Source organism: Hymenobacter sp. (assembly GCF_031398885.1).
Taxonomy (GTDB): Bacteria; Bacteroidota; Bacteroidia; order Cytophagales; family Hymenobacteraceae; genus Hymenobacter.
Map to the genome: position 1 here is coordinate 1 of NZ_JANNOD010000059.1, position 15239 is coordinate 15239.

The following is a 15239-nucleotide window of genomic DNA, read 5'->3' on the forward strand; positions in this document are numbered from 1 at the left end:
ATTATAAAAAACCCCCATTCATATTAACCCCCCTTTTCGCCCGCCCCCCCCTCAACACCGCGCGTCTTATAAAAAAAAAAAACCCCCCCCCCCGTCTTTGGGCGGGCGCCCCCCCCCCACGACTGTTCTATTTCTATTTGTTCAATTGAAGAAAAATTTCGGTCAACACTGCCTTGTCGTCAAACGGCGCTTTCACGCCGCAAATTTCCTGGTAATTCTCGTGGCCCTTGCCCGCGACGAGCACAATGTCGTCGGCGCCGGCCAGCTCCACGGCGGCCCGGATGGCGGCGCGGCGGTCGGGCACGGTGCGCACCTTGGCCGCGTCGGGCGCCGTAACCCCGGCCTGCATTTGGGCCAGAATGTCGTCGGGGTCCTCGAAGCGCGGGTTGTCGGCGGTGAGAATGACTTTATTGGACAAACGCGCCGCCAGGTTGGCCATGATGGGCCGCTTGGCCGCGTCGCGGTTGCCGCCGCAGCCCACCACGGTAATGATTTGCTGGCTCGGCTGGCGGATTTCGAGCAGCGTCTGAAGCACGTTTTCCAGGGCGTCAGGCGTGTGGGCGTAGTCGATGATGCCGGTGACGCGCTGGGTGGCCGACACCACCGGCTCGAAACGGCCGGGCGCGGTGGTCAGGCCCGAGAGGATGGTGAGGCTTTCGGTGGGGTCCTCGCCCAGCAGCACGGCCGCCCCGTACACGGCCAGCAGGTTGTAGGCGTTGAACACGCCGATGAGGCGGAACAGGATTTCACGGCCGTCGATTTCGAGGTGCAGGCCGTGCACTTCGTTGGCCACCAGCTTGGCCCGAAACGTGGCCGCCCCGCGCAGGGAATAGGTTTCGCGGCGGGCGGCAGTGTTCTGCAGCATCACCGGCCCGCGCTTGTCGTCGGCATTGGTGAGGGCGAAGGCGGTTTTGGGCAATGTATCAAAAAAGGCTTTCTTGGCTTTCAGGTAGTTATCGAAGGTGCCGTGGTAGTCGAGGTGGTCGTGGGTGAGGTTGGTGAACACGCCCCCCGCGAAGCGCAGGCCCGTGACGCGGTGCTGGGCCACGGCGTGGCTGCTCACCTCCATGCAGGCGTGGGTGCAGCCGGCGGCCACCATGTGGGCCAGCAGCGCGTTCAGCCGGATGGCGTCGGGCGTGGTGTGGGTGGCGGGAATAATTTCCTCGTCAATCTGGTTCTGCACCGTGCTCAGCAGGCCGGCGTGGTAGCCCAGCTCGCGCAACAGCTTGTGCAAGAGCGTCGCGCACGAGGTTTTGCCGTTGGTCCCCGTAATGCCAACCAATTGCAGCTGCCGCGACGGGTGGCCGTGGTAGGCGGCCGCCACGTGGGCCAGCGCCACGGCGCTGTCGGCCACCCGCACGTAAGCCGTGGCCGGATTCAGCACCGCCGGCAGCTCTTCGCAGATGACGGCAGCCAGACCTTGCGCCACGGCGGTTTCGATGAACTTGTGGCCATCGGTGGCCGTGCCGCGCAAGGCGCAGAACGCCACGCCCGGCGCCGCCTCCCGCGAGTCGAGCGTGAGGCCGGTGATGGCCACGTCGGTAGGGCCGTGCTGGGCGAGCACGACCACGTCGGTGAGCAGGGAAAAGAGCGGCAGGGAAATCATTAGTCGAGCGGTCAGGCTTTGGTAGCAATATTTCAGACCAAATGCGCTGACGGGCAAAAGGGCGTTAGGCGCGGCGGATGACGGGTTTGGCCGGGTCCGTGGGCTTTTTTGAATGCTTGGGTGCTGGTTTGGCGGCGGCTTTGGTCTTCGCGGCGGCGCGGCTGGCGGCCGGGGCCGCCCCCTTGGCTTTGGCCGGGGCCGGCCGGGTAGCTGAGCTGACGGGCTTGGCTGCGCCCTTGGGGCCGATGCGGGCAGCAGCGGCCGGTTTGCTGCGGGCAGGCGCCATTGCCCGGGCCTTGGCGGCGGTAGCGAACGGCTTTGTGGCCAGTGGCTTCGCCAGCGGCTCGGGGTCGGCGGGGGTCAATAACTTGTTCTCGGCCAGGTCGGTGTGCTCGGGCTCGGGCAGGGCTTGGGGCGCGGCCAGGCGCGGACCCACTTCCGCCAAGGTCAGGGCAATAACCTCGCCCCGCTTGATGGGCGCCCCCACCGGCAGCGACTGCTCGCGCACCCGGCCCGTGCCCGAAGCGCGCACGTGCAAGCCCCGGTTTTCGAGCAGAAACAACGCATCCCGCAGGGTCAGGCCCCGTGCCTGCGGCACCCGGCCGGTGCGCACGGGGTTCACCACCAGCGCCACCGTGCGGGCGCGAAAAGCCGTGTCGGAAGCGGCCCGCACCCATTCTTCGCCGCCCGTGGCCTGGGTGTTGCCGGCCAGGCCCAGCTTCTGGCACACCAGGGCCAGCTCATCCTGCATGCCGGCGCGCACCAGGGGCACGCGGCTTTTGTTCAACCGGGCCTTGGCCAGCAGCGGGCGCTGGCTGAGCAGGTCGCGGGCCATGCACTTGTCGGCCACTTCCCGGAACACCGGCGCGGCCACGTCGGCGCCGTAGATGCGGCCGTTGCGGGGCGAGTCCACCACCACGATGCAGCTGTACTTGGGCTTGTCGGCTGGAAAATAGCCGCAGAAGCTGGTGGAATACGTCTTGGTGTACTGCCCGTTCTTAAACTTCCAGGCCGTGCCGGTTTTGCCGGCTATCGTGTAGTCCTTGGGCTTGATGCCGCGGGCCGTGCCTTCCTGCACCACGCCTTCCATCATGGCCTTCACCTTGGCCAGCGTGGCGTCGGTGCAAATTTTGGGGTTCAGCACCTTGGTTTCGTTGCGCTGCAGCACCTTGTCGGCCTGCTTGATTTCCTTCACGATGAGCGGCTGCACCTTCACGCCGCCGTTGGCAATGGCGTTGTAGAGCGCCAGCGTTTGCAGGGGCGCCAGCTTCAGCTCGTAGCCGATGCTCATCGTGGTGAGCGAGGTGCGGCTCCAGCTGCGGTCGGTGGGGTCCTTCACGTAAGGCCGCGCCTCGCCGGTCATCTGGAAGCCCAGCGGCTTGTCCAGGCCAAACTTCTTCAGGTAATCAGTATACTCCGAAGGGTTTTTGGCGAAGTTTTCGTGTACCAGCCGTGCCACGCCGATGTTCGACGACTTCTCAAACACCTGCTGCACCGTGATGCGGCCGTAGCCGTGCGAGTCCGACTTCACAGCCCCACCCACCAGCATCCGCCCGTTGCCAGTGTCCACGATGTCGTCGAGCTGAATTTCCGGCCGCGCCTCAAGCAGGGCCATCATCGAAGCCAGCTTGAAAGTGGAGCCCGGCTCGGTTCGTCCCTGGTCGGCAAAGGCGTAGTTGTAGTCCTCCTTGTACGTGCCGTCCGAGGCCTTGCCCAGGTTGGCCACGGCCTTGATTTCGCCGGTGGCCACTTCCATCAGAATCACGCAGCCATACTGGGCGTTGTTGTCCACCAGGGATTTGTACAGCGCGTTTTCGGCCACGTCCTGCAGGTTGATGTCGAGCGTCGTCTTCACGTCGTAGCCCGGCAGGGGCTTAACCTCGGTGCCGTCGTACACGGGCTTCACGCCACCCGGCACCCGCTCAAACAGCGCCTCGCCGGCCTTGCCCGCCAGGCTCTGCTCAAAAGTGTACTCCAGCCCGGCGCCGTGCCGGTCCTCGTTCACGAAGCCGATGGTGCGCTGGGCCAACCCACCGAAAGGCCGAAAACGCTTGTCCACCTTCTCAAAAATGGCCCCGCCCCGGTTCCGCTTGGCCCGGAAAATTGGCCAGTGGGCCAGCATTTTCTTCTCCTGAAAATTAATCTGGCGCGAGTTGAGGCGGATGTAGCGCAAAGCCGGCTCTTTGGCGCGGCGCGCGTTCACCAGGCGGCGGCGGTACTCCTGCACGCTGCGGTCGCCAAAAAAATGCGACAGGTGCCACGCCAGCGAATCCACGCCGGCCTTGAACACGGCGTCGTCCACCACGCCCGGGTCCCAGGCCACCCGGTAAAACGGCAGCGACGTGGCCATAATACTCTCGTTATCGGAGTAAATATTGCCGCGCGTGGCCGGCACCGGCTGGTAGCTGATGCGCCGCTCCTGCTCCAGCGCGCGCCACCTATTGCCCTCCTGGTACTGGATTTTAGTGGCCTTCCAAAAAATGGCGCACGAAAACACCGCCACCCCCAGAAAGGCCAGCCGCACCCGCGTCACAATCGACTTCTTAACGTTGCCTTTCATCGGGAATGAGGCTTAACGCCCTGCTTAGCTTTTACTTTACTCTTGGGCGAACTTATACTTTTTTGTGCTTTCCCTTTTCTGTTGGGCTTAGCTGGTCGAGCCTTTCTCTGTTGATTATTCGCCGCGGGCCTGGGAGCTGCGGCGCTAGCCGACGACGATGCAGCGCGGGGCGCCGGAGCAGTCCGCAGCACCGGAGCTTCGCGGGCGACGGTGTCACCGTTCAGGGGCTGGGGCGGGGCGATGATTTCCGGACCGGCGTCCACGTCGGCGCCATTGGGAGCAGTTCGCCGCCGGCCGGCCAGCACGTCGGCTCGCTGCGCCGCGGCGGAGTCGCGGGCGGCGCGGGCGGCCAGCGTGTCGGCCGTGAGCACGGGCATCAGCTCCAGTTCGGCCGCGTCGAGGTGGCCGGCGGGCACCGTGATGCGGAAGGGCGGCGAGGAGCTTTCGACCAGCCCAAAAGCCGCCACTTTGCGGGCCACCTCGCTCTGCTTGCTGGCTTCCATGTAGTCCGATTTCAGCGTGGTGTAGTCGGCTCGCAAGTCTTCGGTTTCTTGCTTGAGGCGCTGAATGTTGCGGTTCATGCGGTTGCCGTAGTGGGTGTTGCCGATGTAGAGCAGCGTGAGCAGCATCGCAAACAGCAGGTGCGGCAGGTAGCGCACCGGCAAGCCCTCCCGAAACAGCCCGTCCACGCTCGTGACGCGGTCCAGCAATGAAAACAGGCTCCATGAGCTGCGGGGGCGGGCGGGCGCCACGGGTCGGCGGGGCCGCTTTGCACGGATTGGCTCCGGCTCGGCCACCGGCACTTCCGCCACCACGGCTTCCGGCAGCGGCTCGGGCGCCGGCACCTCGCGGGGCACGTTGGCCCGGCGCGGAACGTCGGAAGGCTTGAGCGTGTTGGTGGCCATTTTTCTCTAATTAAAAATTATGAATTAAAGATTAAAGGACAGGCGCTTAGCTTAACATGGCCCATTTTCTCACTGGCCACCCCAGCCCCACCAGTTGCCGCCTGGGCAGCACAGATGGTACTCCGGGAGTTTATCAAAACAGAAAGCACATTCAAGCAAGGGCTCATTTTTAATTCTTCATTTTTAATTTTTAATTCCTCACCGCAACCCGCAATTTAGCACTTCGGGCGCGGCCGTTCAGAGCCACTTCAGCGGCGTCGGCTTCTTCGGGCTTGCGGTTCACCGCCTCAAAAGGTTTGCTCTCATTGCCAAAGAAGTCCTTTTCGACGGCGCCAAAAAACTTGCCCTTGCCGATAAAATTTTTCACCAGCCGGTCTTCCAGCGAGTGGTAGCTGAGCACAACCAGCCGCCCGCCGGGCCGTAGCACCTCGGCCGATTGCAGCAACATCTCCTGCAAGGCCTGCATCTCCTGATTCACCTCAATACGCAGAGCCTGAAATACTTGAGCGAGGTACTTGTTCTCCTTGCCGCGCGGTGTGCACGGCTGGATGGCTAGCTTGAGTTCCGCAATGGTTGCGAGGCGGTGGCCCCGGCGGGCAGCACCAACGGTATTAGCCAGGGTGCGGGCGTTGGTCACCTCGCCGTACATCCCAAAAATGCGGTGCAGGTCCGCTTCCCGGTAGTCGTTGAGAATGTCGGCCGCGGTGAGGGGGCCGTCGGGGTCCATGCGCATGTCCAGCGGCCCGTCGAAACGCGTGGAAAATCCCCGCTCCGGGGTATCGAACTGGTGCGAGCTCACGCCCAGGTCAGCCAACAGCCCATCCACGGGAACGGCATTAAGCTGCTGCAAATCAACCGCTAAGTTCCGAAAGTTTGCCTTTACAAATGTAAACTGGGGCCGCGCCAGCTTATGCGCTTCGGCCTCGGCATCAGCGTCTTGGTCGAAACTGTAGAGGTGGCCAGTGGTCAGCTTTTCCAGGATGCGGGACGAGTGGCCCCCGCCGCCAAACGTGACGTCGACGTAGCGGCCATCCGGTTGCAGGTCGAGCGCGGCCAGGCACTGGGCCAGCATTACCGGGCGGTGGTAGGCGCTATCGTTGCCGTACTCGCTCACGCCGCGGCGCCGCCGAGCGGCGGGGTTTCGACCGATAAAAATTTTTGCGCCAGCTTGCTAAAGCTCTGCTGGTCCTTGATAAGGAACTCGTCGTAGCGGGCCGGGTCCCAGACTTCGCAGCGGTTGCCCAGGCCCACGATGATGGCCTCTTTCTCAATGCCAGCGTAGCGTAACATGCTGCGCGGCAACATAAACCGGCTGATGGTGTCAAGCTCTACTTCGGTCATGCCCCGGAAGAAATTCCGCTGAAACTGCCGGTATTCCTCGTTGAACTCGTCCAGTGCCATCACCTTCTCGTGGATGATGCGCCACGCGGCCCGGGGGTACAGTACGAGGCAGGGCTCGAAGCCGCGCACCAGCACCAATTGGTTGCCCGACTGCTCGGGCAAATTGCCCTTCACTTTGGCCGGCAACACAAGCCGCCCCTTGGGGTCAAGCTTGCATTCGTATTCGCCGGACAACAGATTCATGGGCAGGCCGCCGGATGAACGGGAGCGGCACTGGCAAATGTACGGGAAGGCATTTATAAATCAACCACGATTTACCATTTCTTACCACAAATACAAAACCGCGTTCACGGTAGCATAAGGCCATTTTTAACCTGATTGACAAGAAATTCGGGTCATCTAGTCGATTGAACAGGGTGGTTTTTGCCAAAGTGGCAGAACAACGGGAGCCCTACCGAGGGGGTGGAGAGGAAATTGATTTTGACGGGATGCTGCACCCTCCACACCCTTTTTTCGGTACGCCTCGCCCCTGGCCCGGCCGTATCTTTGCTTTAGCTATGGCTTCTCATTCCATTCCCCGTCGCTTCATCAGCCCGTTACTAGCCGTACAGGCGTTCACCGCCTCGGTGGGTCTCACGGTGCAGCGAGCTGGGCTTCCTGCCGAATGATTGGCCGCAGCGCGGGGGACATAGAAATGGCCGTGCAAGGCCACGCAAGTTTGCTAAGTTGTTTCAATCAATTAATTACAGCCAATTCAGTTACTAAAAAATAATTGCGGTGATTAAAGTAGCCACACACACAACTTTTCGGCGTCAGCGCACGAACCGGTTGCACAGGTTACTGTACCGGTGCCGGACGAATTACTGGCGATTGCAACGCTCACCATTGCGTGGCCGCTAGCAGTTTACGGAGGCACCTTGGTGCCAGGTCCGCGCTGGCTTGCCGCCGATTCAGCGCCACCGCGAGGCGGACGAGGGCCATTGGCGTCTGGCTGTACCCTGGTGGCCTAGGGGTTTCTGACGCAGCCCTTGCCGCAACAACGGGACGTGACAGACGCTGCGGCGGGCGGCCTTTGTTTCGGAAATTCTTAACTTACAGACGATATGAGACCCCCTTGCGGAAAATTCACTCCGCTTCTTTTTACTATCATCTCACTGGCCGGACTGCTACCCGGCCGGGTACGGGCGCAGTCGGCAACCATTGCCCCGGTGCGGGGTGAAATCACGGAAGCCGGCAAAGCCACTCCCCTGCCCGGCGCGCTGGTGCGCTGGCTGCCTGACACCCCCGACGCCACCGCGCCGGCCATCACGGCCGTCTCCGACGCGGGGGGTAACTTCACCCTGGCCCGGCCGGCGCGGGCCGCCTCCCGCCTCGTGGTGCAGGCCCTGGGCTACGGGACCGACACATTGGCCGTGCCCGCCACCGGCGCGCCGTACCTGCGCGTGGCGCTGCGCGCGGGCCAGGAGCTGGGTGAAGTAACCGTGACGGCCCGCGGGCCCGCATACTCGGCCCTCACGCCAGCCAACGTGCAGGTGATTTCGGCCCGGGACCTGACCAAATCGGCCTGTTGCAACCTGGCCGAAAGCTTCGAAACCAACGCTTCCGTGGAAGTGACGACGAGCGACGCCGTGTCCGGGGCCAAGCAAATCCAATTACTGGGCCTCGACGGCAGTTATTCCTTGCTGACCGTGGACAACCAGCCGGCCCTGCGCGGGCTGGCCGCCCCGTACCGCCTCGGCTATCTGGCCGGGCCCTGGATTGAGAGCATCGAAATCATCAAGGGCACCGGCTCGGTGGTGAACGGCTACGAGGCCATCTCGGGCCAGGTGAACGTGAAGCTGAAGGAGCCCGAGAAAACGGACCAGCTGCTATTCAACGTCTACGGCAACGACCTGGGCAAATTCGATGTCAACCTCAACTCCTCGGCTCGCCTCAGCCCGAAATGGAGCAGCGTGCTCCTGCTCCACTCCGACCACCTGGGGCGGCGCGTGGACCGCAACAAAGACGGTTTCCTGGACTTGCCGCTGGCCACGCAGTTCAACGCGTTTAATAAGTGGAAGTACTTGTCCGGGCGCGGGCTGGTGAGCGAAGTGGGCGTGGGCGCCCTGCGCGAAACCCGGCAGGGCGGGCAGCTCGGTTTCCGCGAATCCGGCGACGGGGCGTTTGCGCAGCACTACGGCACCACGCAGGCCACCACCCGCTACACGGGCTACGCAAAAACGTCGTACACCTGGCCCTCCCGGCCCTTCCAAAGCCTGGGCTTGCTGCTGAGCGGCACCAACCACGCTTTTGCCTCCAAGTATTCGTACGGCTACCGCAGCGGCCAAGACCCGCAGGGCAACGAGCTGACCCAGCGCACCATCCGGCGCTACGATGGCACCCAACGCACGGGGCTGGGCACGCTGCTGTTTCAAAGCGTCCTCGGCAACACGGCCCACGTGTACCGCGCCGGGTTGAGCTTCCTGTACGACGATTATCAGGAGTTGCTCAGCGACGGCCGCCGCTACAGTTTCGAAAGCCCGGCCGACGCGTACGCCCGCGAAAACCGCACCCGGCGGGAGCTGGTGCCCGGCGCCTTCGCCGAATACACCTACCAGAACAGCCGCAACCTAACCGTGGTGGCCGGCCTGCGCACCGACCGCCACAACCTCTACGGCTGGCAGGTGACGCCCCGGCTGAACCTGAAATACGACGTGGCCAAAAACACCGTGCTGCGGGGGGCCGCCGGCCGGGGCTTCCGCGTGGCCAACCCCGTTGCCGACAACGCCGCCCTGCTGGCCAGCGCCCGCGAATTCGTCGTCGCCACCAACCTGCAGCCGGAGCGGGCCTGGAACTTCGGCGGCAGCGCCACCCAGTACTTCACGGCGCTGGGCCGGCCGGCCACATTCATCGTCGACTACTACCACACCAGGTTTGACAATCAGGTGGTGGCGAACATGTACACGGCCCCGCGCATCCTGAGTGTTGACAACCTGGAGCCCACGGGCCGGTCCTTTGCCCGCAGTTTTCAGGGCGAGGTGCAGCTGGAACCGGTAAAAGGCTTGCAGATGAAGGGCGCCTACAAGTACCTCGACGTGCGCACCACCTACGACGGCGTGCTGCTGCCCAAGCCCCTCACCCCGGCCCACCGCGCTTTCGTGAACCTGGGCTACGCCAGTGCTTTCGACAAGTGGCGGGGCGATTTCACGGTGCAGTGGTTTGGGCAGCGCCCGCTGGCGCACATCACCAGCGAGCACGAGCACGGCACCGGGCTGGAATACGACCCCGAACTGGCCCCCCGTTATGCCTTGCTCAACGCCCAAATCACCCGCGGGTTCAAACGCCTGGAGGTGTACGCGGGCGTGGAGAACCTGACCAACTACCGCCAGCTCAACCCCATCGAAGGCGCGACCAACCCATTTGGCCGGGATTTTGATGCGGCCATGGTGTGGGGCCCGGTGTACGGCCGCCTTAGCTACGCGGGCCTGCGCTACCGCATCGAGTAGCACCTGGCTCGTTCCGTTTGCTGTTCCTGAATCAACTTTTTTCAGCAGCAATTTTGTTGTTGCCGCTGATTAGCATCCTTCTTCTGACTCAATCCATGAAATTCCTCCTCGCCCTCTCGACACTGGCGCTGCTGAGCGGCGGCGCCCACGCGCAAACCACGCCCGTTAAAGCCGGTTCTGCCACCACCCAATTCAAAACCTCCGCCGTGTGCGACATGTGCAAAGCCCGCCTCGAAAAAAGCATGGCCTACGAAAAAGGGGTGCAAAGCGCTAACCTTGACGTAGCCAGCCAGGTCCTGAGCGTAACCTACCGGCCCGACAAAATCACCCCGGCCGCCTTGCGCACTGCGGTTCAGAAAACCGGCTACGACGCTGACGACCAACCAGCGGATGCCCGCGCCTACGGCCGGCTCCCGGACTGCTGCAAGAAAACCAACGCCGTACACTAGCCTGCGGTCAGTTTTTCGTTTGCCACAGGCGCCACCACGGGAGGTAGGGCTGGTCGTGATGCTCGTAGTGGTAGCCGAAAAAATAACAGCTCACAAAAGCCCACAAGTGGTGCCGAAACTGGCTGCGCGCCTTATGCGGGTTTTCGGGCGCGTGCTCGCCCCGGTGCGGCAGATAGGTGCCGAAGAAGAAGAGCTGGAGCGTGGCCAGTACCGCCGGCACCATCCAGAAAGCAACGACGTTGGCCTGCGGAAAGTAGTGCTTCAACACGTTGTAGGTCACGGCCATCAGCAGCACTTGCCACCACGTCACGTAGTTCCAGGCGAAGCGCAAAAACCACGGCAGAAAGCCGGGGTGGTGGCCGTCGTGGTAATCCGGGTCGTCCTGGGTGCCCACGTGGCGGTGGTGCGCGTGGTGCTTGGGCAGCTGCCCATGAAACCAGTTGAAGGCAAACAAGCCGGCAGCCAGGGTGCCCAGCGCATTATTCAGCCGCCGGTTCGGGCTCACCACGCCGTGCATGGCGTCGTGCGCCGTGATGAAAAGGCCGGTGTAGAGGTGCGTTTGCAGCAGCGCCAGCAAGTAGGGCGCCGGGCTGTGCCAATCAGGGCGGTACCATTTGAGGAGAAACGCCAACAGGCTTCCCCACGCCACCAGCACCACCAGCGCCACGGCGGCCCCGGTTATACCGACCGAAGCAGGGGCAACTTTCTTGGCTGAGGTAAAAGAAACGGTGGGGGTCACGCCGAATGCCGAATGATTAAAGCGCCAGAAGCCGGTCGCGCACCTGCTCCATCAGCCACATGGGCGTGCTGGTGGCCCCGCAAATGCCCACCGACTGGCCCGGCTGGAACCAGTTGGGCTGAATCTCGCCCACGTTGGAGATGAAATGCGTTTGCGGATTGGTTTCCAGGCACACTTGGTACAGCACCTTGCCGTTGGAGCTTTTGGTGCCCGATACAAACACAATCTGGTCAAACTGCGCCGCAAAGCGGCGCAGGTCCTTGTCGCGGTTGCTCACCTGCCGGCAGATGGTGTCGTTGGCATTCACCTGGTAGCCCCGGCCCTCCAGCTCGTTTTTGATGTTGTAAAAGCTGTTGGTGCTTTTGGTGGTCTGGCTGTAGAGGGTAATGTTCTCGGGCAGCTCGTGGCTCAGCAGCTCGGGCAGGTTTTCAAACACCACGGCGTTGCCGCTGGTTTGGCCAAGGAGGCCGAGCACTTCGGCGTGGCCGTGCTTGCCGTAAATAAAGATTTTCTCCTGCTTATCGTAGCTGGTTTTGATGCGGTTTTGCAGCTTCAGCACCACGGGACAGCTGGCATCAATCAGCGTCAGGTTGTTGGCCATGGCCATCTGGTAGGTGGCCGGCGGCTCGCCGTGCGCCCGGATGAGCACGGCTTCGTCGCGCAACTCGGCCAGCTGCTCGTGGCAGATGATGCGCAGGCCGCGGGCTTCCAGGCGCTGGACCTCTTCGTCGTTGTGCACGATGTCGCCCAGGCAATAGAGGTAGCCTTGCTCATCAAGCAAGTCTTCGGCCATCTGAATGGCGTAAATCACGCCGAAGCAGAAGCCGGAGTTGGGGTCGATGCGAACGCTGAGGTGCAAAGGAGCCATACGTGAGGTCAAACCGCGCAGACGCGGTTAAGGTTACGCCCCACCGCGTTTTCGGGCGGATGAAAACTACGGCTGCCCCGCCCGCGTCGGTTTGCGCGCTAGTCCCGGACCTTGTTCAGTCGCTGGGCGTCGCCGTCGCTCACGTGGCCGCGCTCCACCAAAAAGTCCCGCACCGTGCGGAAGGCCTCGCTGTCCAGTCCCGATTTAGGGTGGCTGAGGGCCGCTGTCAGCAGCAGGCCCTTGTCTTCGTCCACGTGCTTGCTCAAGCCCAAAAACGCGGGCAGGTTGCTTTCTACGGAGAAGCGCAGAAAGCGAATTTCGGGGTTCACCGGGTCGAGGCCGACGGCTTGCTCGAACGTGCGGGCGGCGTTCTGCACGTAAGTCAGCTTATTGAACATGGAAGCGTCGCGGGCCCGGATGGCCTCGGCCGCGGCTTTGTAGCCCAGCACCAGCGCGTCGCGGTCGTTGTAATCGGCCAGCAGCTTATAGAATTTTTCGCCGGCGGTTTTGTCGGCCGCGGCCAGCTCGTAGTGGCGGCGCAGGGTGGCGGGGTGGTACGGAGACGACACGTTTTTCTTAGCGAAGGTGGGGGAAGCGGGAATTGATGTCCGGGGAGGGGGCACCGTGGTAGAAATCCGCCCGGCGCCCCTCCCCGGCTTTCTACCTGTACGTAAGTCGGCCGCGGAAGAAAGGAAGCAAGCGCTTACCACAATAAAAAAAAGCAGCGAACCGGGAATCTTCATAATCGGCGAAAATACGGAGCACAAAACCAACGCAGGTTTTCTTTGGCAAAAGCCGTGCTCAAAATATTTCTCAAATGCGCGACAAACGGTACCGAAAATATGACCCCAATAAAAGGAGCACCTTGGTGTTATCGGGCACGCGCACCCGCTCGCCCAAAATGCGGGCGGCCGGCAACTGCTTTATCTTGTAAAACAGCTTCAGATAATAAACATAGGCCAGGTACACGCCCAGCTTTGCGGAGCGCGGCAGCCGCACGATGCCCGCGTAGGCCGCCTCAAAATCAGCCTTGATGTCGGCCTCAATCTCGGCCTTGGTCGCGTCGTTGAAGTGCTGGTACACCACGCCGGGGAAATACACGCGGCCCCGCTCCTCGTAGTCGGAGCGAATGTCGCGCAGGAAATTCACTTTCTGAAACGCCGCGCCCAGCCGTCGCGCCGGTTCGCGCAGCTGCTCAAATAAGGCGGCATCGCCGTCGCAGAAAATGCGCAGGCACATGAGTCCCACTACTTCGGCCGAGCCGTAGATGTATTCGTTGTAGAGGCCGGGGTGGTAGTTCTGGTCCTCCAAGTCCAGGGCCATGCTGTGCAAAAAGGCCTCGATAAATTCGTGGTCGATGCCGTAGCGGCGCACCACGTGCTGAAACGCGTGCAGCACCGGGTTGAAGCTGAGGCCAGTTTCGAGGGCCTCGTAGGTTTGGCGGCGGAAGTCGGCCAGCAGCGCGGCCTTGTCGTAGTCATGAAAAGTATCCACGATTTCGTCGGCCCATCGCACAAACCCATACACGGCGTACACGGGCAGGTGGAGCTTTTCGTCGAGCGTGCGGATGCCAAGCGTAAAGGAGGTGCTGTAGCGCCCCGTGATGAGCTTGCTGCACGCCAGGCTGGTATCGGTGAACAGTTTTACGTGGTCCATTTGACGAATTAAGAATTAAGAATTAAGAATTAAGAATCGTCTGGATGGCCGGACGCACTTAATTTTTAATTCTTAATTATCAATTATTAATTCTCTTTTAACACTTCTCCCGCCACCACTTGCCCCGAAATCAACGACGGCGGCACGCCGGGCCCGGGCACGGTGAGCTGCCCGGTGAAGTATAAATTACCAACTTTTCTGCTTTTAAGGGTGGGCTTCAAGTTGGCTGTTTGCTTCAGGGTGTTGGCCAGGCCATAGGCGTTGCCCTTAAAACTGTGGTAGTCGGCCGCGAAGTCGCGGTGGGCGTAGCTGCGCTTGTACACCACCGCGTCGCGGATGCCGTGGCCGCAATGGCGCTCCAGCCGGTCCATCAACCGGTCGTAGTACCGCTCGCGGGTCGCCTCGTCGTCGGTGAGGTCCGGCGCCACGGGGATGAGCAGGAACAAATTTTCCTGGCCTTCGGGCGCCACCGTGGGGTCGGTTTTGCTGGGCACCGAAGCGTAGAACAACGGCCGGCTGGGCCACTGGGGCTGCTCGTAAATCTCATGCGCGTGCCGGCCGAAATCCTCATCAAAAAACAAGTTGTGGTGCCGCAGCTTGTCCAGCTTTCTGTTCACGCCCAGGTAAAACAGCAGCGACGAGGGCGCCATGGTCCGCGAGGCCCAGTACCGCGCGTCGTAGTGGCGGTGTTCGGGCTTGAGCACCTGCTGCTCGATGTGGTGGTAGTCGGCGCCGGCCACCACGGCATCGGCAGCAAAAAAATCGGACGCCGTGCGCACGCCGGTGCTCCGGCCGTTCTCCACCACAATCTCGCGCACCTCCGCGTTGCAACGGATTTCCACGCCCAACTCCCGGGCCAGCTGCACCATGCCTTCCACTATCTTGTGCATGCCGCCCTTGGGGTACCACGTGCCCAGGGCCAGGTCGGCGTAGGTCATCAGTGAGTAGAGGGCGGGCGTGTTCTGGGGCGTGGCGCCCAAAAACAAGGTCGGAAACTCCACCAGCTCCTGCAGCTGCGGGCTGCGGAAGTACTTGGCCACGTGGGTGTGCATGCTTTGCAGCAGGTCGAGGCGGAAAGCCCCGCTTACGACTTCCCAATCGGCAAACTCCAGCACGGAACGGCCCGGCAGGTGCACGAACTTGTTCATGCCCACCTTGTATTTGTAGGCCGCCTGCTCCAGAAAGGCATCGAGCCGCGCGGCACTGCCGGGCTCGTAGCGCTCAAACAGGGCGCGCAGCTCGCTCATGGCGGCCGGAATGTCCACCGCTTCCGGGCCCTTAAAAATCACCTGGTACGAGGGGTCGAGCCGCTGCAGCTCGTAATAGTCCGACACCTGCTTGCCGAAGCGGGCGAAGTACTTCTCGAACACGTCGGGCATCCAGTACCAGCTCGGGCCCATGTCGAATGTGAAGCCCTGGGCTTCAAACACCCGGGCGCGGCCGCCGGGGCTCTCGTTTTTTTCGAGCACCGTGACGCGCCAGCCGGCCTGGGCCAGCGTGGTGGCCGCGGCCAGGCCCGCAAAGCCGGCGCCAATAACTATCGCCTGTTTAGGATTCTTGTTTTGCAACGGAAAAGTTAACTAGTCAGGGTTTGGATGGAAAGGCCGGTTTCGTAGCGGCAGCGTGGCGT

12 protein-coding genes are annotated in these 15239 nt (G+C 62.3%); 2 read left to right on the forward strand and 10 right to left on the reverse strand.

Going from position 1 to position 15239, the window contains the following annotated elements; all coding sequences use genetic code 11:
* Nucleotides 1–133 precede the first annotated feature (133 nt).
* The 5 genes from RMO51_RS12025 to mraZ form a co-directional block, all read right to left on the reverse strand.
* Entirely contained in the window at nucleotides 134–1606 is a 1473-nt protein-coding gene (locus RMO51_RS12025; RefSeq protein WP_310394932.1) for a UDP-N-acetylmuramoyl-L-alanyl-D-glutamate--2,6-diaminopimelate ligase, read from the reverse strand.
* Between the two features lie 64 nt (nucleotides 1607–1670).
* Nucleotides 1671–4166, reverse strand: a complete 2496-nt coding sequence (locus tag RMO51_RS12030; RefSeq protein WP_310394934.1) for a penicillin-binding protein — start codon at nucleotides 4164–4166, stop codon at nucleotides 1671–1673.
* Complete coding sequence (locus RMO51_RS12035; RefSeq protein WP_310394936.1) at nucleotides 4163–5071, reverse strand: FtsL-like putative cell division protein; 909 nt, start codon at nucleotides 5069–5071, stop codon at nucleotides 4163–4165. Before RMO51_RS12035 ends, RMO51_RS12030 begins: the two co-directional genes overlap by 4 nt.
* A 190-nt stretch (nucleotides 5072–5261) precedes the next feature.
* Complete coding sequence (gene rsmH / locus RMO51_RS12040) at nucleotides 5262–6185, reverse strand: 16S rRNA (cytosine(1402)-N(4))-methyltransferase RsmH (protein WP_310394938.1); 924 nt, start codon at nucleotides 6183–6185, stop codon at nucleotides 5262–5264.
* Nucleotides 6182–6655, reverse strand: coding sequence for a division/cell wall cluster transcriptional repressor MraZ (gene mraZ / locus RMO51_RS12045; protein ID WP_310394940.1), 474 nt, complete (start codon nucleotides 6653–6655; stop codon nucleotides 6182–6184). The genes rsmH and mraZ overlap by 4 nt, the downstream gene beginning before the upstream one ends.
* A gap of 860 nt (nucleotides 6656–7515) precedes the next feature.
* On the opposite strand from mraZ, the gene RMO51_RS12050 reads away from it, so the two are divergent.
* Together RMO51_RS12050 and RMO51_RS12055 are read left to right on the forward strand one after the other, a co-directional pair.
* Entirely contained in the window at nucleotides 7516–9897 is a 2382-nt protein-coding gene (locus RMO51_RS12050; RefSeq protein ID WP_310394942.1) for a TonB-dependent receptor domain-containing protein, read from the forward strand.
* A 95-nt stretch (nucleotides 9898–9992) separates the two neighbouring features.
* A complete protein-coding gene (locus RMO51_RS12055; RefSeq protein ID WP_310394943.1) occupies nucleotides 9993–10346 on the forward strand; it encodes a heavy metal-associated domain-containing protein in 354 nt (117 codons plus the stop codon).
* Between the two features lie 7 nt (nucleotides 10347–10353).
* On the opposite strand, the gene RMO51_RS12060 is transcribed toward RMO51_RS12055, so the two are convergent.
* The 5 genes from RMO51_RS12060 to RMO51_RS12080 all read right to left on the reverse strand — a co-directional run bounded on the left by RMO51_RS12060 (nucleotide 10354) and on the right by RMO51_RS12080 (nucleotide 15177).
* Complete coding sequence (locus RMO51_RS12060; protein WP_310395207.1) at nucleotides 10354–11028, reverse strand: fatty acid desaturase; 675 nt, start codon at nucleotides 11026–11028, stop codon at nucleotides 10354–10356.
* Between the two features lie 73 nt (nucleotides 11029–11101).
* A complete protein-coding gene (locus tag RMO51_RS12065; protein WP_310394945.1) occupies nucleotides 11102–11953 on the reverse strand; it encodes a 4-hydroxy-3-methylbut-2-enyl diphosphate reductase in 852 nt (283 codons plus the stop codon).
* A gap of 98 nt (nucleotides 11954–12051) precedes the next feature.
* Nucleotides 12052–12522: a hypothetical protein gene (locus tag RMO51_RS12070; RefSeq protein ID WP_310394947.1), complete on the reverse strand. Its 471-nt coding sequence runs from the start codon at nucleotides 12520–12522 to the stop codon at nucleotides 12052–12054.
* A 244-nt stretch (nucleotides 12523–12766) separates the two neighbouring features.
* Nucleotides 12767–13609 carry a phytoene/squalene synthase family protein gene (locus RMO51_RS12075; protein ID WP_310394950.1) on the reverse strand — a complete coding sequence of 281 codons (843 nt, stop codon included), beginning with the start codon at nucleotides 13607–13609 and terminating at the stop codon, nucleotides 12767–12769.
* Nucleotides 13610–13695: 86 nt separating this feature from the next.
* Nucleotides 13696–15177 carry a phytoene desaturase family protein gene (locus RMO51_RS12080; RefSeq protein WP_310394951.1) on the reverse strand — a complete coding sequence of 494 codons (1482 nt, stop codon included), beginning with the start codon at nucleotides 15175–15177 and terminating at the stop codon, nucleotides 13696–13698.
* Nucleotides 15178–15239: the final 62 nt, after the last annotated feature.

Excerpts from the sequence above, each read along its gene's own strand:
- RMO51_RS12025 (WP_310394932.1), bottom strand. The coding sequence starts at position 1,606 with ATGATTTCCCTGCCGCTCTTTTCCCTGCTCACCGACGTGGTCGTGCTC.
- RMO51_RS12030 (WP_310394934.1), bottom strand. The coding sequence starts at position 4,166 with ATGAAAGGCAACGTTAAGAAGTCGATTGTGACGCGGGTGCGGCTGGCC.
- RMO51_RS12035 (WP_310394936.1), bottom strand. The coding sequence starts at position 5,071 with ATGGCCACCAACACGCTCAAGCCTTCCGACGTTCCGCGCCGGGCCAAC.
- mraZ (WP_310394940.1), bottom strand. The coding sequence starts at position 6,655 with ATGAATCTGTTGTCCGGCGAATACGAATGCAAGCTTGACCCCAAGGGG.
- RMO51_RS12050 (WP_310394942.1), top strand. The coding sequence starts at position 7,516 with ATGAGACCCCCTTGCGGAAAATTCACTCCGCTTCTTTTTACTATCATC.
- RMO51_RS12055 (WP_310394943.1), top strand. The coding sequence starts at position 9,993 with ATGAAATTCCTCCTCGCCCTCTCGACACTGGCGCTGCTGAGCGGCGGC.
- RMO51_RS12065 (WP_310394945.1), bottom strand. The coding sequence starts at position 11,953 with ATGGCTCCTTTGCACCTCAGCGTTCGCATCGACCCCAACTCCGGCTTC.
- RMO51_RS12075 (WP_310394950.1), bottom strand. The coding sequence starts at position 13,609 with ATGGACCACGTAAAACTGTTCACCGATACCAGCCTGGCGTGCAGCAAG.